Source organism: Pseudomonas sp. 102515, assembly GCF_031085165.1.
GTDB lineage: Bacteria > Pseudomonadota > Gammaproteobacteria > Pseudomonadales > Pseudomonadaceae > Chryseomonas.
Genome location: NZ_JAVHTY010000003.1, coordinates 546769 through 566499, shown reverse-complemented (window position 1 = coordinate 566499; position 19731 = coordinate 546769). Strand labels below are relative to the sequence as shown.

The following is a 19731-nucleotide window of genomic DNA, read 5'->3' as shown; positions in this document are numbered from 1 at the left end:
CCTGTCATGACGCTCTATACCACGGAGTACCTCGAGTACTACCTCACCCTGGTCGGCTGGCTTATCCATAACGGCATCTGGAATCTCTTGCTGGCCAGCGGTCTCTTTGCGCTGCCCTTTCTGCTGATCGTGGTCCAGGAATGGCTACACGCCCGTACCGTCAGCGCGGATGAAAGTCAGCAGAGCTTGCTGTCCAGTCGGCGCATCGAAAGCCGCATGCTCCTGGCGATCGGCGTCATCGCCTTTGCAGCGATTCCCATGATCCCGGTATCGCTGAACACCCTTCAGTTTGATATGACCCGCTCCCGCCAATGCCAGGTCGATGTTGCGGCCCCTGCCAAGACCGGCTGGGCCCTGAGCTATACCCAGCTCAATGGACAGCAGGCTCTTATACCGGTCTGGTGGTTCTTTGTGCATGCGCTGTCCAAGGCCGTCACCGGCGCGGCCATTGCGGCCATTCCCTGCGGTACGGACTTGCGACAGATCCGTATGGAGCTTGATGCCACCCGCATTGCCGATCCACTGCTCGCACAGGAGGTAGCCGACTTCACCCGTGAGTGCTACGGCCCCTCGCGCGCCCGGCTGTTCATGCAGCGCCCTGGCCTGGCTGCGGATCAGCGTTATGACGTCACCTGGATCGGCTCTCGCTATTTTCTCAACTCACCCGGCTTTTATGACATTGACCGGGCGCGTACCCCACGCGCCGCCTGGCCTTACGAAGCGACGCGTGATGCAGGCCTGGCACCGGGCGCAACTGGTGCGGGCTATCCGACCTGTCGCCAATGGTGGTCCGATCCGGAGCGTGGGCTGCGCGAACGATTGCTGGCCCAGGTCGATGCCGGCCTGCTGAGCCGTCTGGCGCAGTGGGCAGGCTTTGCCTCCCGGCAGACCGTAGACGATGCGGTCATACGCGCCGTCGTCGCGCCGCGCCAGCAGAAGCTCAATCAGGGTCAGGTCTATACCGACTATGGTGGGCAGGTGGATATGTCTCTGCCCAACATGGCCGCACGCCTGGCTGGCGACACGGGATTAGCCTTGGGATCCCTGGGGTTCTTTCCCGCCATGGACGTCGTGCGTCAGGCACTGCCGATGGTGCTGTCGCTGCTGAAAATGGCGCTGGTGATTAGCCTTCCCTTGCTGCTGGTCATAGGCACCTGCGACCTCAAGACCACGATGACGCTCAGCACCGTGCAGTTCGCGCTCTTCTTTGTGGAGTTCTGGTTTCAACTGGCACGCTGGCTCGACAGCACCATCTTGGATGCTCTCTATGGTTGGGGCTTTGGCGCCGGACGTCCCCACCGAAATTTCGATCCGCTGATCGGCTTGAACAACGCCTTCGGCGACCTCCTGCTGAATTTCGTCATGGCTACGATGTTCATCGCCTTTCCAACGTTCTGGATAACCGCCCTGACCTGGGCAGGCCTTCGGGCCGGTGCGGCCCTTCAGGCGCTGGCGACGGCCACCCAAGACGCACGAGGCGCAGGCGGCAAGGGAACGCAAGCGCTGCGACAAGGGATGCAGTAAAGGCTTTTTCCTGACTCACCAGGCACAACCCGTGAACCAGCACATACGCTTCTTCCATCAGGTGATGCGATTAGCCGGAGACCTCAGCCTGCTTAGACGCTGGTTCAATCGCCGCACCGACGCCTCTCCACCGCCTGGTCCAGACCCGACGACAGAGTCAGCTCAACGCCTGCGTCACCCCCTACCGGGAGACGTCTTGCTGGCACGTCCTGCCCGCGCTGTCCTGGTAGAACAGATCTGGCAGCGTACTGCGGTCTCACGCGAGCAATTCAAACAGCTGTACCTGGCGCCCTTGCAGCGGTACGCCCATTTGGTTCAGGAATTTCCCGCTTCACAGGACGGACACTATCGGTACGCCGGAGGCATGCTCGATCAGGCACTTCACCGCGTCATCTGCGCACTTCGCCTGCGTCAGGCCTGCCTGTTACCTGCAGGCGCGCCACCCGAGGAGCAGGCAGAGCAAGCCGAAGCCTGGACCGCCGCAGTGGCCTACGCCGTGCTATTGCAGGATCTAGGTAAGCTCGTTGTCGATTTCTACGTAGAACACGATGACGGAACGCCATGGCGACCCTGGCAAGGCCCGCTGCAGCGGCCCTATCGCGTTCACTATCCGGCTGAGCGGCCCTATCGCCTACAGGCTGCAGCCACCGCACTGCTCCACGTCCACGTGCTGGATCCGGACCTGCTCGCCTGGCTCTCAAGCTACGATGTGCTCTGGACACAGATGCTGTACGTGATCAGCGGCCAGGAAGCGCACGCAGACATCGTGGGGGATCTGGCCTTTCAGGCCGCTCAAGCCGTGGCAGATCAAGCCGCCTGTTGAGCGCGCGTAAGGGGATTTAGGCTAAGCTGCGGCTTGAATAGCGCAAGCGGATAAACCATTTCTACGCTACTAACCAGGTTCCACGTGAAACGTGTAAAACCTGGGCTAGGCCAGACGACGGGCGTCGCGTCGGATCATCTGTGGCGGCACGCCGAAGCCGCGCATGAACACCTCGCGCAGATGGCGGCGATCACGAAAGCCGGTCTCCTGCGCCACCGTTTCCAGCGAGTGACGGGTCTGCGCGATCATCAAACGCGCCGCCTCCAGGCGCAGACCTTCAATGGCCTTGGCGGGCGACTGCCCGGTTTCGGCGGTGAACACGCGGCTGAATTGCCGAGGACTAAGGTGGGCGACCTCAGCCAGCTCCTCGACACTCAGGGGCCGGCTCAGGTGCTGGCGGGCATAGGCCAGGGCGGTCTGGATGCGATCCGACTTGGGCGTGAGGGTCAGCAATTCCGAGTGCTGGGTCTGGCCGCCCGAGCGGAATTGCTGCATGACCAGCCGATGCGCCACCGAGCGCGCCACCTCCATACCCAAGTCCTTCTCCACCATGCCCAACGCCAGGTCCAGCCCCGCCGTCATGCCGGCGGAAGTCCACACAGGGCCGTCGACAATGAAGATGCGGTCCTCCTCGACACGGATCTGTGGATAACGCTCCTGCATGGCCCGGGCGAAGGACCAGTGGGTGGTAGCCCGGCGCCCGTCGAGCAGACCGGCCGCGGCCAGCGCAAAGCCACCGGTACAGATCCCCGCTGTGCGGCGCGCCTGGGCGCCGGCGTGGCGGACGAAATCCAGCAGTGTGGGCGAAGGCTCAGTGGCCAGGGGCGTGAGGTTGCCGACGATGAACCAGGTATCAGCGCGGCCCGGCGCGCCCAATGCCTCGGTTTCCACTAGCAGCTGCTGCGAGGAACGCACCAGGCCGCCCTGCTCGGAAAAGATCGCTTGGGTATAGAAGGTCTCGCCTAGCACCAGATTGGCGAACTCGAAGACGCTTTGGGTCGCCAGCGCCATCACCTGGAAGCGCTCACCTAATACATAGCCGATCCGGTGCATCGCTGTCCCTAATGTCCTAAATCATGACTATACGCGTCATTTGCGCCATCGACCAGTCGGCTCATCATCACTCCACGCCCATCCTGGAGATTTGATGATGACCCGCTCCTCACAAGGTACTGCCCTGATCACTGGCGCCTCTTCCGGCATTGGTGCCCACTACGCCGAACAACTGGCTCAGCGCGGCTATGACCTGATGCTGGTTGCCCGTGATCGCGCACGTTTAGATGCTCTCGCCGAGCGCCTGACCGACGCCACCCGCCAGAGCGTCGAGGTCCTGCCCGCCGACCTGGCCGACCCCGCCGCCCTGGTAGAAGTGGAGCGCACCCTGCGTGAAGACGCCAGCCTCACCCTGCTGGTCAACAACGCCGGGATGGGTACGCACACGCCACTGCTGCAGAGCGATCCGGCGCAGATGTCGCGAATGATCGCTCTCAATGTCACCGCCCTCACCCAGCTGACCTATGCCGCCGTCCCGGCCTTCGTCGCCCGCGGTCGCGGCGCCATCATCAACATCTCCTCCCTGTTGCCTGACCTAGGCTGCCGGGCGCCTCTCGCGGTCGGCAGGTATAAGCGGCCGACGTGAACGTCTCTCCAGCAGCGGCACGTAGGCATCGACACCATTTCGTTTATTTCGAATATTGCGCGTTTCGTATATTTCGACTATAAACGCTAGCAGCGTATGAGATGCTAGAAATGTGCGTTGCTTTTGGGAGAGACATCATGACCACCGCCGATCTTGCTCGGAGTATCCTCCCGGATGAGAAAGCAATCGCTGCGGCTACTGAATCAAGCCGTCAGATCGCTGCTTTCGTTTCGACGAAGCTCGATACTCAGCGTATTGAACTGGTTGACGAGGCCCAGCAACGCCAGGTCGTTGAATTACCTACGCTCGCGCTTAAATTGCTCGGGGACATACTCAGCGAGCTGGCCTTAGGCAACACCGTGAAAGTAGTGCCGATTCACGCAGAGCTGACGACCCAAGAATGCGCCGACATGCTCAATGTCTCGCGTCCTCATCTTGTTAAGCTGCTGGACGAAGGCCAGATTCCACACACCAAGACCGGTAGTCATCGACGCATTAAGTTCACCGACCTCATGGTCTACAAAGCTGACCGTGATAGGGCGAGTCAGGACGCTATGGAAGAACTGGCTGCGCAAGCCCAAGCGCTTAACATGGGGTATTGATGAGACATTCACCGTTCACTGTCATCTACGATGCCTGTGTTCTGTACCCCGCACCTCTGCGCGATTTGCTGATGCAACTGGCCCTCACTGGAGCGTATCGAGCGCGCTGGTCCGAGCAGATCCATGATGAGTGGACGAGAAACGTGCTGAAGAACCGTCCCGACCTGACAAGCGCGCAGCTCGATCGCACTGTCGAACTCATGAATCGGGCAGTTCCTGACTGTCTTGTAAAGGACTATGAGCCTTTGGTGAAAGGGCTCGACCTACCAGACGAAGACGACCGGCATGTATTAGCCGCTGCCATCAAATGCGGTGCTTCGGTCATCGTCACCTATAACCTCAGGGACTTTCCTGCTGAAATCCTCAAGTGCTTCGAGATCGAGGCGTTGCATCCCGACGTCTTCCTGTCCGACATATGGGACTTGGATCAAGCAGCTGTGCTTGAAGCAGCCCGAAGACAGCGTGCTTCTTTGAAGAACCCTACCCATACGCCCTGCGAGCTACTCGATACGCTGCTTAAGCAGCAGCTCCCCGAGCTCGTTAAGCATCTCTCCAACTTCGAGTCATTGATCTGACTTCTGCTAGGGCCAGAGCTCTAGGACGATAGGTGCGGGCCTTGTTTGGAACGGGATATCACCAACAAAAAGGCCCCTGACCGGGGCCTTTTTCATGCTCAGGCGACGGGTGGAAAATCCACTTCGGTCGCTGCCAGGTTGTTCAGGTAGTTGGTCAGGGTAAGCAGGCTGACCTGGGCCACCACCTCGACGATCCTGGCGTCATCCAGACCGGCTGCCCGGGCGGCCTGCAACTGCTCGTCACGCAACTGGCCACGCTGCTCGGTCACCTCTCGCGCCAGTCGCGCCACGGCGCTGTGCGTACCCGCCTGGGCGGCGGCCAGCTCCGCAGCGGTCAGGCCCGTCTTGCCGCCAAAGAATTCATGGGCCGCCAGGCAATAGTCACAACCGTTGACCGCCGAGGCGGCCAAGGCAACCACCTCTCGCTCCTGGGCGCTGAGTCCGCTCCTACCTAACGCTTGGGCCAGCGCCAGATAGCCTTTGAGTGCTGCCGGCGAATGCGCCAGGGTTGCGAAGGCATTGGGCAGGAAACCCAGACCTTTCTGGATACCCTGCAGGGCGGTTTGAGCCTCGGCGGAAGCCTGGTCGAGGGTAAGGGGGACGATACGGGTCATGATGGTGCTCCTTGGGTTGCGGCCTGGTCATCAGGCGTGGAACCAGATTAGGCGGAGCGACTTGACGCCTGGATGCCCAGCGTCCAAACATCGCGATAGATCGTCCAAATCGGTACCTCTTCCATGGATCGTCTCGCCGTCTTGCTCGACCACTTCGCCTTTACTACGGATAGCTACCACCAGGGCGCCTTCTGTGGCGTGAGCCGCCATGAGGACGGTGAAGCGACCGGCCAGATCCACCTGCTGCGCGGCGGACGCCTAAGCTTCGCAATCGCACGGGGCGAGCGGCAGGACTTGGTCGAGCCCAGCCTCATGCTGGTGATCCGCCCGCGCGCGCATCAGCTGAGCACGCCGGACGATAGCCCTGCCGAGCTGGTGTGTGCCTCGCTGGCCTTTCGCGGTGGCCCGGATAACCCGCTGACCCGCGCCCTGCCGGATTACCTGGTCAGTCCGCTGCACCAGCTGCCAGGTCTCGCCGCCAGCGCCGATTGGCTGTTTGCCGAGGCCTTTGGCGACCACTGCGGGCGCGGCCTGGTGCTCAACCGCCTGTTCGAACTGATGATCATCCAGCTGCTACGTCAGCTACTGACCCGCCCGAGCGCCACGCCTGGCATGCTCGCAGGCCTGGCAGATCAACGGCTCGCGCGTGCCCTGACCGCCCTGCACGAACGGCCCCATCAAGCATGGACCGTAGCCGAGCTGGCGGGCCTGGCCGGCATGTCACGCGCGGGTTTCGCCGCGCATTTCCAACGTGTCGTCGGCAGTGCCCCAGGCGACTACCTCACCCGCTGGTGCATCGCCCTGGCACAACAGCGCTTGCAGCAGCGCCGCCCCCTGGCGCTGATCGCCGACGAGGTCGGCTACGAAAGTCCCTCGGCCCTGGCCCGCGCCTTTCGCCGCATCACCGGCGCGAGTCCGACCGAATGGCAGCGGGCACAGGCCTAGGCCTTGCCGGCAGCCGCCCCATCCCGCCATTCCACCACCAGATCCGCCCGCGCCCGGTCGCCGTCGATCAGTCGTGCATTGGGCTCGTCGGTGCTTTCTACCCAGGCCTCGGCATCCGCGCGGCTGCGGCCGAAGTGCATGTGCCGGGCGACCAGCCGCTCGCGACGCTCTTCAGGATCGACCCGGACGTACCAGCACTCGTCGAATACCTCGGCGACATCGCTCCAGGGCGCCTGGGTCAGCAGCAGATAGTTGCCTTCGCTGATCACCAGCTGGGTGTCTGCGTGGACTGGAATGGCATTGGCGATGGGTTCTTCGATCTCGCGATTGAACAGCGGCGCATAGACGGTCTCGCCGGCCACCGGCGTTTTCAGCCGCTGCAATAGCGCGTGATAGCCGCGGGCGTCGAAGGTGTCTGGTGCCCCCTTGCGCTGGGCGCGGCCTAGACGGGCCAACTCGCGATTGGCCAGGTGATAGCCGTCCATGGGCACCACCACGGCGCGCTCGCCGAGTGCCGCCGCCAGCAGCTCGGCCACCGTCGACTTGCCCGCGCCCGGAGTACCGGCGATGCCCAGCAGGCGGCGTCCACCCTGGGCCAGCAGCGCCTCGGCGCGGGCGAGGAGTTCGGCGGGGAGTTGCAGGCCATCGACCGGACGCTGACTGCTCATACCGGCACCCCCTTCAGCGAAACGGTAGTGAGGGCAGGCAAGCAGTGGGAAGCGGTCATGGCGGAGGTTCCGGCAATGGGGATCGCGGCAAGCTAGCACCCAGCAGAGCGGTCGTCGACTCGGCGCCGGCACCGCCGGAAAGCCATCACAGTCTGCGGCCCGGCGAGCCGATCCCGGCCTCTCCCCCTCGGCATCCACCCGGCGCTCTCGTACACTCCGCTTCCTATCGGCCGCGCGCCGCCGTGAGCCTCATACAAAGGGATTTGGTCACCATGAAGAAACTGCTACTTACCACCCTCGCCGGTGTGGCCCTAGTCGCCGTCGGCACCGCCGTGGGCGGCGCTTGGTATACCGGCACCCGGCTGGAAGGCGAATTGCGCCAGGCCGCGAGCCAGGCTCAGGTAGCCCTGCAGACTCAGTTGCCTGGGTACCCCTTGCAACTTCAACTGGTTGAGCTGCAGCGCGGTGTATTCAGCAGCACTGCTACCTTCAGTCTGACCGTACAGGCCGAGGATCGGCCGCCCGTGGAGGTGCTGCGGATCCAAGACGACATCCAGCACGGTCCCTTCCCCCTGACCCGCCTCAAATCCCTGCAGCTGGCGCCGGTCATGGCGGTCAACCGCTTCACCCTGGCGCGTACGCCACTCACCGCCGACCTCTTCACCCTGGCCAAGGGCGCCGAGCCCGTGCGGCTCGACGCCACCCTGGGCTACGACCGCGCGGTGGACGGTGGTCTCGCCCTGGCCGCCCTGCACGTGGACCAGTCACAGGGCGCGGTGGCCTTCTCCGGCCTGAACGCCACCTTCCGCACCGACATGGAGGCCAGCCGACTGCGCCTGGACAGCACAATGGGGCAATTCAGCCTCAATGTGCACACCCCGGATGGCTGGGCCAAGCTGGAAACCGAAGGCTTCGGCCTGACCGGCGACAACCGCCGCAATGCCGATGGTTTCTGGCTCGGCCCGGGTCAGTTGCGCCTCGGGCGCCTGCTGCTGGCCATGCCCGGCAAGCCTGCGGTCGAGCTGCGGGATCTGCAGCTCCAGGGCGACACCCAGCAACAGGGCCAGCAACTGGCGGGTACGCTCAACGCCAGCCTCGGCCGGCTCGACATCGCCGGCCAGACCCTGGGCAAGGCGACCCTGAGCAGCCACTACAGCCATCTCGACAGCCCGGCCCTGGCTCAGCTCAACACCCTACTGCAGCACCTGCAGCTGGATGCCGAGCAGGGTCTCGATCCCACCACCCAGGCGACCCTGCAGCAGCATCTCGGCGATGTGCTCGCCGCGCGTCCCCAGCTGGTGGTGGATGACCTGCGTTTCGATACCCCCAGCGGCAGCAACCACCTGCGCCTGGACCTGACCCTGGCCAAGCCGGCGACCTACGATCTGCCGCCCGAGCAACTCGCGGCCCAGATGCTGGCCGGTCTCGATGCGCGCCTGTCGGTGGCGCGAGGCAGCCTGGTGGATGGCGTCCTGTTTCAGACAGGCGCCCAGCGCACCCAGCCGGCCATGCAGCAGCAGGCCCAGGCCACCGCCGAAGCCTTGGCCGGCATCGGCCTGAACAGCGGCCTGCTGAAGGCCGACGGTGAGGATCTGGTGGCTACCCTGAATTACAGCGCCGGGCGGCTGATGCTCAACGGCCAGGAAGTCCCGCCAGAACAGCTGCTGGCCTTGCTGGAGCGTCCGCAACCCGCCGCACCCGCCAAACCGCAGAACAAGGCGCCGAAGCGCTAGCGGATGCTCGAAACGTTAGGCTTCGACGATAAGGCCTGCTCAACTAACCTACGGCGAAATCCGGTAGGTAGGTTGAGCTATGCCAAGCCCAACACCCCAACCGCCCTACTTCAACTCCAGCCCGCCACTGGCCTTGTTCAGCTCGCGCAGGTGCTTGCCGAGCAGGTCCAGGTTGGCTTCGGTCAGGTCCAGGCCATCGCGGGCCTCCGGCGAAAGCAGCTGGCGGACCTCGTTGTTGAGGGTGTCCCTGAGACTGCGCAGGTGCGCCTGGCGCTTCTGGCTCTCGGCGGTCAGCTGTTCCCACTCGCCCGGTTGTGGCAGGCCATAGCCATCGGTGCCGAGCAACTCGGCCGGCCGGCTCAGGTAGCCGCTGTCCTTGAGGATCTGTTCCAGGGCGCCACCGGCCTTGCCGAAGCGCGCCTTGTCCACCGCGTCCTGGCCCAGGTAACGATCCTTGAGCTCGGTCTGCGCCTGCAGCAGCGCCCGGCGATAGGCCGCCTGCTCCAGCAGCAGCAAGGCGGCGCTGGCGCGCAGGTCGGCGCGCTGGAACTGCTCGCGGCGCTGTTGCGGGGTCAGTGCCAGCCAGGCTTCGACATCCGCCTGGGGCAGCTTCAGGCGCTCGCGGGCCACCTTGAACATGGCCTGGAAGCGCTCGCGGAAGCTGTCGAAGCGATAGCCCAGCCGCAAGGCCTCGCGCGGATCGTCCAGCACCGAGGTGTCCACCAGGCCCTTGAACCTCAGGGCATCCATCAGCCCGGTGGGGGTGATGACATCGAGCTGGGCATCGGCCAGGCGTGGCACCCCGTCGTGCAGGAGCTTGAAAGTCTCCACCGCGCAGTTGTTGGTCACGAAGTAGTACTGGCCGTCATAGCTCCAGTGCACCTGGGCGGTTCGTTCGAGGAAGTCGGCGATCTCCGGGCGGGTCAGCTTGAGCGGCACGGATTGCAGGCCACGCAGCTCCACCTTGGTGTACTCGTCCACCACCTGGGCCAGCGGCAGCACGAACAGCCGAGAGGGGTACGAACCGGTCAGGCCACGCCAGCTGGAAAGCTGGACGTCGTTGACGAAGGCGCGAAACGACAGCACCAGATGGTATTGCAGATCCAGCCGGCAATCCGGGCCACGCGGCCGGCCCGGGGCGCACACCACCAGGCGCAGCATGCTGTGCCCCCAGCGGCTCATGACCTGTTCGTTGCCCTCGGCCAGCAGGTAGTCGACCGCATAGACGCGCTCCGGATCAAGCCAGCCCAGAGGCGCCTCGCCGAAGTCGTTGCCAGCGTTGAGATAGGGATAGCGCCCCGGGCAGGCGTCGTGCGCAGGCGACCAGCCGAAGTGCTTGGCGAAGTAACGCTGCAGCGCCGGCCGCCGGCAGGCGTAGCTGGGGTCGAGCAGGAAATACTCCATGTTCACCGCCACGAATTCCTTCGGGTTGGTGACTTCATAGAGATCGGGACTGCGGGCGATGAAGAGATTCTTCGACTCGCGATTGCCGTGTTTGCGGGTCTTCACCTGCCAGCCGGCCAGGTCCAGCAGCCGTGGATCGTCGGACAGGGTGTAGCTGCGCCCGGCCTGGCCCTGGCATTTCACCGGCAACTGGTCGGAGGTCAGCCCCAGGCCGCCGCAGGAGAGGATCAGCTGGCGCTGCTCGGGCGTCCAGACGCGCTCGCGGTCATAGAAGTGGGTCAGCTCGTGCAGCACCGTCGCCAGCAGCTCGCGGTGCTGGGTGCCATGGGGCCGGCCGGTCTGGATGCGGGTGTCGCTGCCGTCCACCAGACTGGACAGCAGGCGGCGATTGAGCAGCAGATTGCGTCGATCCGCTTCGCCATAGGCCTCTTCCAGCAGTTCGCTGCTCCAGCGCACCGGGATGCGTTCGTCGAGCGCCGCCTTGAATTTGGGTGGCAGTAGGGCCTGGGCTTCAGCCAGCAGTTGCTGGGTCGCCTGGATCTGCGCGGGCGTCAGGCCCTGGGTATCGAGTTCGAGGTGCAGGGCGGCCTGGGCCCCACCGAGGGCCAGGCCGGCCGCGAGGCCAGCCAGCCACTGCCGCAGCCGGCCGGCGCGGTTCTTCACAGCGCCAGGATGGCCTGGGCCAGCTGCAGGTCGTTGGCCTGGCGCGCGACCGGGAACTGGTCGCGCAGGCTGCGGAAGGCTTCTTCCAACTGCACGCCACGAATATCGCCGTCGGTGGCGACAAAGCTGGCGGCATCGCCACGCGCGGCCTGGATCATCTTGGCGTCGCGGATGGAGGTGGTGGTATCGGAGGTGAAGTCGATGCTGCGCTGCAGCGCCCGCACCACGATGTTACTGGTGGCCACCAGGGTCTGGGCCTGAGCCAGGCTCGAAACGCCCAGGGTCAGGGCAGCGGCGATAAGCAGGGAACGGCGCATGGATACTCCAGGGATGTCACGGAATTGAAACGGACTACTGACTCAGAATCGCCTGGGCGAGTTCCCGGTCGGAGGCCTGCAGCACCGGATCGGCTGCGCGCAGGGCGCGGAAGGTTTCCTCCAGCTGGGCACCACGTAGGGCGCCGTCGGTGGCGACGAAGGCCGCGGCATCGTCACGCGCCGCCAGGACGAGCTTGTTCTGGAACGGGCCGGTGGTGAGCTGGCTGGTGCCATAGATGGTCTTCACCAGCCCCTCGGTGGTGGAGTCGAACGCCAGGACCGGCGTGGCGAGACAGAGACCGAGCAACAGCGCGGCAGAACGACGGATATACATGGATGGCGACCCTCCGGTGGCAGATGGTCGCCAAGGCTAACGCAGCCCCCCGCTCCGGGCTAGCAGGCACGGGGTACGGGGGTATCGCAGTGTTGCGCGTCAGATGGCGAGAATCGCCTGGGCCAGTTGGTCATCGCTGGCCTGACGCAGTTCGGGCGCCTGGCTGCGCAGGTGGTCCAGCGCCGCCTCCAGGCGTACGCCGCGGATGTCGCCGGCGCTGCCGACGAAAGTAGCCGCATCGTCACGGGCTTCCTGTACCAGCTTGTCGTTCTTGAAGGAGCCGGTGATGGACGAGGTGGTGTCCGAGGTCGCATCGATGGCGTTGACGATGATGTCGGTGGTGACATAGAAGCTCGACGCCGAGGCGGCGGTGGACAGGCAGAACAGCGCCGCGGCGGCGCCCAGGTGCAGGGTTTTCATGGGGGACTCCCGTCTGGATAGGCCTGGGTGAGACTACCGTCCGCCCGAGGAAGTCGCATCCCCGCGCAGATTTTCATTCTCGCCAGAAGGGTTTGCCGCCTTCCCGGTACTGATCGGCCCGATTCAGCCCCAGATCGCCCAGCGCGCGGCCGTCCAGTTGCTGCAGTTGCCGCCGGCCCAGCGCCCGCGAGCGCCAGCGCAAGAGCAGCGCGAACAAGGCGCGGCATCCACGCCGAGGGGAGACGAAACGGGTAATGGCAGTGTCGGGCGAGAGGCGATCCATGGCGATATCCAGCGAAGCGGTGGAGTAACCCCAAGCTTCGGTGCTGGCGCAGGACCAGACCACTTACAGCTGCACAGTACTGTATCCGTACAAATAGTTGAGTTTTAGATCTGTACCTGTCCGTCTCGCTTGAAGCGCGCTGATCCGGCTCACTGCGCCGGTCGGACGAGACACGGCTGTATCCGCTTTGCGCGGCGTATGCCTGATCTGCCTGAGTCGCTACAATCGAGGCTTTCAGCGCCCATCCGCGAGAGGCACCGCCATGAGCTTCAAAGTTTTCGTCGACGGCCAGGAAGGCACCACCGGCCTGCGTCTGCTGGACTACCTGACCGGCCGTTCGGACATCGAACTGCTGCGCATCGACGAGAGCAAGCGCAAGGACCCGGCCGAACGCGCGCGTTTCCTCAATGCCGCTGATGTGGCCTTTCTCTGCTTGCCCGATGCTGCCTCTCGCGAAGCAGTGAGCCTGGTGACCAATCCCAACACCTGCATCATTGACGCCAGCACCGCCTTCCGCACCGACAGCGGCTGGACCTACGGCCTGCCGGAACTGGCGCCCGGTCAGCGCGAAGCGCTGCGCGCCAGCAAGCGCATCGCCAATCCCGGCTGCCACGCCACCGGCTTTATCCTGCTGGCCCGGCCGCTGGTGGACGCGGGCCTGCTGGCCCCGGACACCCCGCTGTCGGCCTTCTCCCTGACCGGCTATAGCGGTGGCGGCAAGCAGATGATCGCCGCCTACGAAGCCGGCGGCGACGCCCGCCTGCTGAGTCCGCGCCCCTATGCCATGGGCCAGGGCCACAAGCACCTGCCGGAAATGCGCGTGCAGAGCGGCCTGGCCGCCGCGCCGGTGTTCAGCCCCATCGTCGGTCCCTTCCTCAAGGGCCTGGCGGTGACCATTCCGCTGCACGCCAGCCAGCTGCGCCCGGGCACCACTGCCGCCGACCTGCAGGCAGCGCTGGCCCGTCACTATGACGGCGAAGCCTTCATTCGTGTGGCACCGGTGGCCGCCGAGGAGGAGCTGGACAATGGCTTCTTCGACGTCCAGGCCAGCAACGACACCAACCGCGCCGATCTCTTCGTCTATGGCAATGCCGAGCGGATGACGCTGGTGGCGCGCCTGGACAACCTGGGCAAGGGCGCGGCCGGCGCCGCGGTCCAGTGCATGAACGTGCACCTAGGCGTCGACGAGGGTCTGGGACTCGCCAGCGGCCGCTAGTCAGGGCGCCGGCTTTCTTCCCGGGCGGGGCGAACCTTTCTCGAGGCGCCCCGTCTGAATTGCTGAACGGTTCGGATAACCGTTCTGCTCCTTTGCTGTTTAGTGTTGGCAGATGCTGGACCCCTGCTTTGGCGGTCCAGTCTTGAGCTCCAGACTTCTCCCCTCCCCCGATGGAAGTCTGGAGTTTTTTTATGCCTCGGCGAGGCCCAGCCAGCTGGCCAGCACCCGCTGGGCGTCTTCCACACCCTGGCGCTTGGGCGCCGAGAACAGCTGGATGCTGGCGGTATCGCCCCAGCCCTGACGCACCTCGCGCTGCACCTGGAGCAGGGCATTCTTCTGGGCACCGAAGGCCAGCTTGTCGGCCTTGGTCAGGAGGATGTGCAGCGGCATAGAGCTGGCCTGGGCCCAGTCCAGCATCAGACGGTCGAATTCGGTCAGTGGATGGCGGATGTCCATCATCAGCACCACGCCGCTGAGCGAATTGCGGCTGCTCAGATAGGCTTCCAGGTGCTCCTGCCAATGCTGCTTGAGCGGGATCGGCACCTTGGCGTAGCCATAGCCGGGCAGGTCCACCAGGCGCCGCTCATCGTCGAGGGTGAAGAAGTTGAGCAGCTGGGTACGCCCCGGCGTCTTCGAGGTGCGCGCCAGGTTGGCGTGGGTCAGGGTGTTGAGCGCACTGGACTTGCCGGCGTTGGAGCGACCGGCGAAGGCCACTTCGCGGCCGCTGTCGAACGGGCACTGATCGACCTTGGCGGCGCTGATGAGAAAGGACGCCTGCTGGCACAGGCCGACGATGGGATTCTTGAAGCTGGACATGGGGGTACTCGCGAGGGCGCGGCAAAGCCAGCAGTATATCGGATGCGCCGGGCGAGAGCCGCGCCCCCGGTAACCTGAACGAAGCCTGAACATGGCCGGCCTCGGGTGCCCAGGCGACTAGGCGCGGCGATGCACCCGGCTACAATGCCCGCAATCCGTCATGCCCGGTTGGTGGGCGTGCCTTCTTCCAGGAGTAGTCCCATGCGCAACCTGCTTTTCTCCGCCGTGTTCGCCGCCGCCAGTCTGTTCGGCGCGGCCGCCCATGCCGACGACATCCAGGCCGGCAAGCAGTACACCGAACTGAGCAGTCCGGTTCCGGTGTCCGAACCCGGCAAGATCGAAGTGGTTGAGCTGTTCTGGTACGGCTGCCCGCACTGCTACGCCTTCGAGCCGACGCTCAACGCCTGGTCCAAGAAGCTGCCCGACGACGTCGCCTTCAAGCGCGTGCCGGCCATGTTCGGTGGCGTCTGGAACGTTCATGGTCAGCTGTTCGTGACCCTGGAAGCCATGGGCGTGGAAGCCAAGGTGCATGACGCCGTCTTCGCCGCCATCCACAAGGACCACAAGAAGCTCGCCACCCCCGAAGAGATGGCCGACTTCCTTGCCACCCAGGGCGTGGATCGCGACAAGTTCCTCAGCACCTACAACTCCTTCGCCGTGAAGGGCCAGGTGGAAAAGGACAAGAAACTGGCCATGGCCTACCAGATCACCGGCGTACCGACCATGGTGGTCAATGGCAAGTACCGCTTCGACCTGGGCTCCTCGGGTGGTCCGGACGAAACCCTGAAGGTCGCCGACTTCCTGATCCAGAAAGAGCGCGCCGCCAAGTAAGACCCCGCCGCCGCCGCGTCCTGCGGCGGCGGTTCCTCAGCTCGTCCCTCTCAAGCGGCCTCCGGTCGTCCTGCTCAAACTTTCCCCGTAACGGCCGATACCCTAGCCATTATCAAGTCGGCTGGCCGCCCCATCGTGCCTGCCTGCTGGCCACCCTCAAGCCTTTGGAGCGGGCGGATGGAGCGCGCGGACGTCGAACGCTGGAAAAGCAAATACCTGGAGAGCCTCGAGAATCTCGAGCGCCTGGAAAGCCGGTGGGAAAACCGCCTGGACCTGGTGCGTCGTGGCCTCGTGCGCAGCAGCCTGGCCGCCGAAGGTAACGACGCGGCGGTGGACGCCTGCCTGGTCGAATTGCGCGACATCCTCCGCCGTGACGACAGCGACGCCGACCTCGCCAAACTGATTCCGCGCCTGGAGCGCACCGTGCTCGATTCCGAGCAGCGTCGGGAAATGCGCGCACGCCAGGTGGCCGAGGCCTTTGCCGAACTCTGCCGGCTGCTACAGACCCTGGAGTTGCCGCGCGACCAGCGCAAGGCGCTCAAGGGTTTCGCCAAGCGTGCCCAGGCCGCCGCCGGACAACCGGGCGAATTGCCCGCGCTGCTGGGCGAATTCAGTCGTCTGCAGCAACAGGCGCTGAGTCGGCTGCACCCCGAACAGCCCGCCCGCGCTGGCTTCCTGCAGCGGCTGCTGGGCGGCCGGGGCGAGGTGACGGAAGAGGCGCCTGCGACAATCCCGAGTCCGGTCGCTGAAGACGCCTCGCCGGCGACAGCCGCCGCGCCAGCGGCGGAAACGTTGGCAGTGCCCGAACCGCCGCCGCTGCCAGTCGAAGGTACGCTCGCCGCGCCGCCTGAAACCGCAGCAGAGCCCCTGGCCGTCCAGGCCGACCCGGCCTATGCCCTACCTCCGGTGCCCGAGCCTGGCTACAGCGCCATCGCGCCCCATCTGGAAGCCACCCTGCTGCGGCTGCTCGACGACCTGGCGCTACCGGACAGCCACAAGCCCCAGGCCGAGCACCTGCGCCAGCGCATCCAGGGCAGTCTGAACTGGTACGAACTGGTGCCGGTGCTCGACGATCTGTCGGTACTAGTCCTGGCCCTTAACCATTCCGGGCAGAGCGAATTCCAGCTCTACCTGCGTCGTCTCAACGAGCGCCTGGCCGCCTTCCAGACCGGTCTGCAGGACGTCCATGTCGGCCGCCAGGACGGCCAGACCCAGGAGCGCGCCTTCGGCGACGCCCTACGCGGCCAGGTCAATGAATTGCAGAACGAGGTGCAGGAGGCGACCGACCTGGACAGCCTCAAGCTGTCGCTGGACAGCCGCCTGGAAGGCCTGCTGACCAGCCTGGCCGACCAGCAGAGCCAGCGCGAGACCCGCGAGCAGGAAGCCAGCGAAAGACTCAGTGCCCTCACCGAGCGCGTCGCCGGCATGGAGCGCGAAGCCCAGCAGTATCGCGGCCATCTGGAAGAGCAACGGCACAAGGCCCTCTGCGATCCCCTCACCGGCCTGCCCAATCGCGCCGCCTGGAGCGAGCGCCTGGAGCTTGAAGTGGCCCGCTGGCAACGCCATGGCGGTGATCTGCTGCTGGCGGTGCTCGACGTCGATCTGTTCAAGCGCATCAACGATGGCTACGGCCACCTGGCCGGTGACAAGGTGCTCAAGATCATCGCCAGCGAATTGCAGCGCCGCCTGCGCAAGACCGACTTCATCGCCCGCTTCGGCGGCGAGGAATTCGTCATGCTACTGGGTGCCACGCCGGTCGCCGGTGGGGTCACCCTGATCGAGCAGTTACGTGCCGCGGTCGCCGCCTGCCCCTTCCATTTCAAGGGCGAGCGGGTGGTGATCACCCTGTCCGCTGGTCTCGCGGCCTTTGCGCCGGGCGAGGATGCCGATACCGTATTCGAGCGTGCCGACCAGGCGCTCTACCGCGCCAAGCGTGCCGGACGCGATCGCCTGGACGTGGCCTGACCCCTTCCACGTTCGCGAGGTAATCGTGCGAAAGCCCTTCAAGCTCCTCCCCTGGCTGCTCTGCGCCCTGCTCCTAGCCGGCTGCTCCAGCGGTCCGCGTATCAATGACGACTACACCGCCCGCGATCAGGACAGCCGGGTGCAGTACATCGTGCTGCACTACACCGCGGCCGATTCCAAGCAGTCGCTCAAGCTGCTGACCCAGGCCGGCGTCAGCGCCCACTACCTGATCGATACCGACGGCACCATTTATCGTCTGGTGGACGAGAATCGCCGCGCCTGGCATGCCGGCGTGAGCGAGTGGGAGGGCCGCACCTGGCTCAATTCCACCTCCATCGGCATCGAGATGGTCAACCTGGGCTTTCGCGACACCCCGGCCGGGCGCCAGTGGTATCCCTTCAGCGAAGCGCAGATCAAGGCGCTGATTCCGCTGCTCAAGGACATCGAACAACGCCATGGCCTGGATCGCCGCGCTATCGTCGGACATAGCGACATCGCCCCGGGGCGCAAGCAGGATCCGGGTCCGCTGTTTCCCTGGGCGCGCCTGGCCGCCGCGGGCTTGATCAACTGGCCGGATCCGGCGGTGGTCGCCCAGCGTCAGGCTAGCCTAGGCGGCGTGTTGCCGCCGCCGGCCTGGTTCCAGGATCAGCTGGCACGGATCGGTTACGCGGTGCCCCGCACCGGCGTGCTCGATGCGGCCACCCGCGACGTCATCGGCGCCTTCCAGATGAAGTACCGGCCGGGCCGTTTCGACGGCCAGCCGGATCTGCAGACGGCGGCGCTGCTGCTCAGCTTGCCCGGCGGTCGCTAGGCGGCCTGAGGCGGCTTACAGCCGCACGCTGGCAAAGGTGGATTCGCCCTGGGCCTGACTCAGAGCCGCCAGCGCGGACGAGGCCGGCATCAGCGACAGCTCCTGGGACAGCGGCATCAGCGCGATGGGCTGCTGGATGGTCGGGCCCTGGCGCTCGTCGCGCGGCGGGATGCCGAAGTATTCGCGGTAGCACTTGGAGAAATGCGGGGTGGAGACGAAGCCGCACACCGAGGCCACCTCGATGATCGACAGGGTGGTCTGCTTGAGCAGCTGCCGGGCGCGGATCAGCCGCAGCTTGAGGTAGTAGCGCGACGGCGAACAATGCAGGTACTTCTGGAACAGGCGCTCCAGCTGGCGCCGGGACACGTCCACATAGACCGCCAGTTCGTCGAGGTCGATGGGCTCTTCGAGGTTAGCCTCCATCAGCGCCACGATTTCCTGCAGCTTGGGCTGGTTGGTGCCCAGCATGTGCTTGAGGGGGACGCGCTGATGATCCTGCTCGTTGCGGATGCGTTCGTAGATGAACATTTCCGAAATCGCCGCCGACAGCTCACGGCCGTGCTCGCGACCGATCAGGTGCAACATCATGTCCATCGGCGCGGTACCGCCCGAAGCGGTGCAGCGATTGCGGTCGATGGTGAACAGCCGGGTGCTGAGCACCACGCGCGGATAGGCTTCCTGCAGGGCCGCCAGGGTTTCCCAGTGCACGCTGCAGTCGTAGCCATCGAGCAGGCCGGCACGGGCCAGGGCCCAGCTGCCGGTACAGACCGCGCCCAGCTTGCGGCCCTGGCGCGCCTGGCTCTGCAGCCAGGTGCAATGCTCGCGCAACACGCTGCGCTGGATGCCCACGCCGCCGCAGACGATCACCATGTCCATGACCGGAGCGGCGCTCACAGCGCTGTCCGGAGTGATCTGCAGGCCATCGCTGGCGCGCACCGGGCGACCGTCCAGGCTCAGGGTGCACCAGCGATAGAGTTCCCGACCCGACAGCTGGTTGGCCATGCGCAGCGGCTCCACCACCGACGCCAGGGAAATGAGTGTGAAGTTGTCCAGCAGCAGAAAGCCGATGGACTGGATCGCACGGGCCTGTGACGAGGTGGGAATGGGCGACATGGTTTGAATCTCCTTCACGCAGGCTGGGCCCTTGGCTGGGCTCTAATGAGGTGCGGCGGACAACGTTGGGCGAAAGATGTGTCGCGGACGCATAAGTCATGTCGCAATTCCCATGCCGAAAATGGGTGAACCCTCGCGCAGGCAGACTGTCTGGGATGAACAACCCATTCAGCAGCTGTCAATGGCGTTGATTAGATAGGGTTTTTAATTGCGACCTTTCGGGTCCAAGACCGACCTTTTGCCGATGGCACTTCGCCAGATGTATTCCATCGGTAACACCGGGACGTAACCGACGCGCGCCAAAATGTGGCATGACGACCCAGTGGGCACGGTTGTAGGTCAGCCGTTTCAACCATCTGTCGCCCTTCTCGCTACTTGTAGCGAAAAGCGACCAAGCCCCGAGCCAGACGGACCGGTACGTGCAGTGACCCGGGC

Annotated in this window: 20 protein-coding genes and 1 pseudogene; 11 read left to right on the top strand and 10 right to left on the bottom strand. The window is 64.9% G+C overall.

Translation table 11 applies throughout. The features are described from left to right. The first annotated feature begins 6 nt into the window (after positions 1 to 6). Both RCF34_RS14005 and RCF34_RS14000 read left to right on the top strand, forming a co-directional pair. Entirely contained in the window at positions 7 to 1524 is a 1518-nt protein-coding gene (locus RCF34_RS14005; protein ID WP_308708703.1) for a conjugal transfer protein TraG N-terminal domain-containing protein, read from the top strand. A gap of 64 nt (positions 1525 to 1588) precedes the next feature. Further along, positions 1589 to 2347, top strand: a complete 759-nt coding sequence (locus tag RCF34_RS14000; protein WP_308708982.1) for a TraI domain-containing protein — start codon at positions 1589 to 1591, stop codon at positions 2345 to 2347. A 105-nt stretch (positions 2348 to 2452) separates the two neighbouring features. Here the strand turns inward: RCF34_RS14000 and RCF34_RS13995 are convergent, their stop codons facing one another. Further along, positions 2453 to 3400, bottom strand: coding sequence for a GlxA family transcriptional regulator (locus RCF34_RS13995; protein ID WP_308708702.1), 948 nt, complete (start codon positions 3398 to 3400; stop codon positions 2453 to 2455). Positions 3401 to 3497: 97 nt separating this feature from the next. On the opposite strand from RCF34_RS13995, the pseudogene RCF34_RS13990 reads away from it, so the two are divergent. The 3 genes and pseudogenes from RCF34_RS13990 to RCF34_RS13980 form a co-directional block, all read left to right on the top strand. Further along, positions 3498 to 3929 (top strand): annotated as a pseudogene (locus RCF34_RS13990) (SDR family NAD(P)-dependent oxidoreductase); the annotation flags it as partial. Between the two features lie 194 nt (positions 3930 to 4123). Beyond that, a complete protein-coding gene (locus RCF34_RS13985) occupies positions 4124 to 4588 on the top strand; it encodes a helix-turn-helix domain-containing protein (protein WP_288355792.1) in 465 nt (154 codons plus the stop codon). Then, entirely contained in the window at positions 4588 to 5163 is a 576-nt protein-coding gene (locus RCF34_RS13980) for a PIN domain-containing protein (protein WP_042134822.1), read from the top strand. The genes RCF34_RS13985 and RCF34_RS13980 overlap by 1 nt, the downstream gene beginning before the upstream one ends. 98 nt (positions 5164 to 5261) lie before the next feature. Here the strand turns inward: RCF34_RS13980 and RCF34_RS13975 are convergent, their stop codons facing one another. Beyond that, on the bottom strand, positions 5262 to 5777 hold the full coding sequence (locus RCF34_RS13975; RefSeq protein ID WP_308708701.1) for a peroxidase-related enzyme: 516 nt from the start codon (positions 5775 to 5777) through the stop codon (positions 5262 to 5264). A gap of 123 nt (positions 5778 to 5900) precedes the next feature. Here RCF34_RS13975 and RCF34_RS13970 point away from each other — a divergent pair, with 123 nt between their 5' ends. Next, positions 5901 to 6722, top strand: coding sequence for an AraC family transcriptional regulator (locus RCF34_RS13970; RefSeq protein WP_308708700.1), 822 nt, complete (start codon positions 5901 to 5903; stop codon positions 6720 to 6722). On the opposite strand, the gene RCF34_RS13965 is transcribed toward RCF34_RS13970, so the two are convergent. Next, positions 6719 to 7390, bottom strand: a complete 672-nt coding sequence (locus RCF34_RS13965) for a nucleoside/nucleotide kinase family protein (RefSeq protein WP_308708699.1) — start codon at positions 7388 to 7390, stop codon at positions 6719 to 6721. The two genes, RCF34_RS13970 and RCF34_RS13965, sit on opposite strands and share 4 nt — an antisense overlap. A gap of 272 nt (positions 7391 to 7662) precedes the next feature. On the opposite strand from RCF34_RS13965, the gene RCF34_RS13960 reads away from it, so the two are divergent. Beyond that, positions 7663 to 9123, top strand: a complete 1461-nt coding sequence (locus RCF34_RS13960) for a YdgA family protein (RefSeq protein ID WP_308708698.1) — start codon at positions 7663 to 7665, stop codon at positions 9121 to 9123. A 105-nt stretch (positions 9124 to 9228) separates the two neighbouring features. Here the strand turns inward: RCF34_RS13960 and RCF34_RS13955 are convergent, their stop codons facing one another. The 5 genes from RCF34_RS13955 to RCF34_RS13935 all read right to left on the bottom strand — a co-directional run bounded on the left by RCF34_RS13955 (position 9229) and on the right by RCF34_RS13935 (position 12478). Beyond that, entirely contained in the window at positions 9229 to 11190 is a 1962-nt protein-coding gene (locus RCF34_RS13955; RefSeq protein ID WP_374941185.1) for a DUF4105 domain-containing protein, read from the bottom strand. Next, the gene (locus tag RCF34_RS13950; RefSeq protein WP_308708697.1) at positions 11187 to 11507 is read right to left on the bottom strand and encodes a DUF2388 domain-containing protein; all 321 of its coding nucleotides are present in this window, start codon (positions 11505 to 11507) and stop codon (positions 11187 to 11189) included. Before RCF34_RS13950 ends, RCF34_RS13955 begins: the two co-directional genes overlap by 4 nt. Positions 11508 to 11541: 34 nt before the next feature. Next, positions 11542 to 11841, bottom strand: a complete 300-nt coding sequence (locus tag RCF34_RS13945) for a DUF2388 domain-containing protein (protein ID WP_308708696.1) — start codon at positions 11839 to 11841, stop codon at positions 11542 to 11544. A 99-nt stretch (positions 11842 to 11940) separates the two neighbouring features. Beyond that, complete coding sequence (locus RCF34_RS13940; RefSeq protein WP_133860128.1) at positions 11941 to 12261, bottom strand: DUF2388 domain-containing protein; 321 nt, start codon at positions 12259 to 12261, stop codon at positions 11941 to 11943. A gap of 73 nt (positions 12262 to 12334) precedes the next feature. After that, the gene (locus tag RCF34_RS13935) at positions 12335 to 12478 is read right to left on the bottom strand and encodes a DUF1127 domain-containing protein (protein WP_308708695.1); all 144 of its coding nucleotides are present in this window, start codon (positions 12476 to 12478) and stop codon (positions 12335 to 12337) included. 328 nt (positions 12479 to 12806) lie between these two features. On the opposite strand from RCF34_RS13935, the gene argC reads away from it, so the two are divergent. After that, positions 12807 to 13760, top strand: coding sequence for an N-acetyl-gamma-glutamyl-phosphate reductase (gene argC, locus RCF34_RS13930; RefSeq protein ID WP_308708694.1), 954 nt, complete (start codon positions 12807 to 12809; stop codon positions 13758 to 13760). 189 nt (positions 13761 to 13949) lie between these two features. On the opposite strand, the gene yihA is transcribed toward argC, so the two are convergent. Next, the gene (gene yihA / locus RCF34_RS13925; protein WP_308708693.1) at positions 13950 to 14576 is read right to left on the bottom strand and encodes a ribosome biogenesis GTP-binding protein YihA/YsxC; all 627 of its coding nucleotides are present in this window, start codon (positions 14574 to 14576) and stop codon (positions 13950 to 13952) included. A 201-nt stretch (positions 14577 to 14777) separates the two neighbouring features. Between yihA and RCF34_RS13920 the strand changes: the two genes are divergently transcribed. The 3 genes from RCF34_RS13920 to RCF34_RS13910 all read left to right on the top strand — a co-directional run bounded on the left by RCF34_RS13920 (position 14778) and on the right by RCF34_RS13910 (position 18183). After that, complete coding sequence (locus RCF34_RS13920) at positions 14778 to 15407, top strand: thiol:disulfide interchange protein DsbA/DsbL (RefSeq protein WP_308708692.1); 630 nt, start codon at positions 14778 to 14780, stop codon at positions 15405 to 15407. 177 nt (positions 15408 to 15584) lie between these two features. Then, the gene (locus tag RCF34_RS13915) at positions 15585 to 17372 is read left to right on the top strand and encodes a GGDEF domain-containing protein (protein ID WP_308708691.1); all 1788 of its coding nucleotides are present in this window, start codon (positions 15585 to 15587) and stop codon (positions 17370 to 17372) included. 25 nt (positions 17373 to 17397) lie between these two features. Continuing rightward, positions 17398 to 18183 (top strand): N-acetylmuramoyl-L-alanine amidase, encoded by a 786-nt coding sequence (locus RCF34_RS13910; RefSeq protein ID WP_308708690.1) that lies wholly within the window; start codon positions 17398 to 17400, stop codon positions 18181 to 18183. A 15-nt stretch (positions 18184 to 18198) separates the two neighbouring features. Here RCF34_RS13910 and RCF34_RS13905 read toward each other — a convergent pair whose 3' ends face one another. Next, positions 18199 to 19296 carry a GlxA family transcriptional regulator gene (locus RCF34_RS13905; RefSeq protein WP_308708689.1) on the bottom strand — a complete coding sequence of 366 codons (1098 nt, stop codon included), beginning with the start codon at positions 19294 to 19296 and terminating at the stop codon, positions 18199 to 18201. Between the last annotated feature and the right edge of the window lie 435 nt (positions 19297 to 19731).

Bases quoted from the DNA above. Each gene is read 5' to 3' on its own strand.
- RCF34_RS14005 (WP_308708703.1), top strand. From the start codon at position 7: ATGACGCTCTATACCACGGAGTACCTCGAGTACTACCTCACCCTGGTC.
- RCF34_RS14000 (WP_308708982.1), top strand. From the start codon at position 1,589: ATGCGATTAGCCGGAGACCTCAGCCTGCTTAGACGCTGGTTCAATCGC.
- RCF34_RS13995 (WP_308708702.1), bottom strand. From the start codon at position 3,400: ATGCACCGGATCGGCTATGTATTAGGTGAGCGCTTCCAGGTGATGGCG.
- RCF34_RS13985 (WP_288355792.1), top strand. From the start codon at position 4,124: ATGACCACCGCCGATCTTGCTCGGAGTATCCTCCCGGATGAGAAAGCA.
- RCF34_RS13980 (WP_042134822.1), top strand. From the start codon at position 4,588: ATGAGACATTCACCGTTCACTGTCATCTACGATGCCTGTGTTCTGTAC.
- RCF34_RS13975 (WP_308708701.1), bottom strand. From the start codon at position 5,777: ATGACCCGTATCGTCCCCCTTACCCTCGACCAGGCTTCCGCCGAGGCT.
- RCF34_RS13970 (WP_308708700.1), top strand. From the start codon at position 5,901: ATGGATCGTCTCGCCGTCTTGCTCGACCACTTCGCCTTTACTACGGAT.
- RCF34_RS13965 (WP_308708699.1), bottom strand. From the start codon at position 7,390: ATGAGCAGTCAGCGTCCGGTCGATGGCCTGCAACTCCCCGCCGAACTC.
- RCF34_RS13960 (WP_308708698.1), top strand. From the start codon at position 7,663: ATGAAGAAACTGCTACTTACCACCCTCGCCGGTGTGGCCCTAGTCGCC.
- RCF34_RS13950 (WP_308708697.1), bottom strand. From the start codon at position 11,507: ATGCGCCGTTCCCTGCTTATCGCCGCTGCCCTGACCCTGGGCGTTTCG.
- RCF34_RS13945 (WP_308708696.1), bottom strand. From the start codon at position 11,841: ATGTATATCCGTCGTTCTGCCGCGCTGTTGCTCGGTCTCTGTCTCGCC.
- RCF34_RS13940 (WP_133860128.1), bottom strand. From the start codon at position 12,261: ATGAAAACCCTGCACCTGGGCGCCGCCGCGGCGCTGTTCTGCCTGTCC.
- argC (WP_308708694.1), top strand. From the start codon at position 12,807: ATGAGCTTCAAAGTTTTCGTCGACGGCCAGGAAGGCACCACCGGCCTG.
- yihA (WP_308708693.1), bottom strand. From the start codon at position 14,576: ATGTCCAGCTTCAAGAATCCCATCGTCGGCCTGTGCCAGCAGGCGTCC.
- RCF34_RS13920 (WP_308708692.1), top strand. From the start codon at position 14,778: ATGCGCAACCTGCTTTTCTCCGCCGTGTTCGCCGCCGCCAGTCTGTTC.
- RCF34_RS13915 (WP_308708691.1), top strand. From the start codon at position 15,585: ATGGAGCGCGCGGACGTCGAACGCTGGAAAAGCAAATACCTGGAGAGC.
- RCF34_RS13905 (WP_308708689.1), bottom strand. From the start codon at position 19,296: ATGTCGCCCATTCCCACCTCGTCACAGGCCCGTGCGATCCAGTCCATC.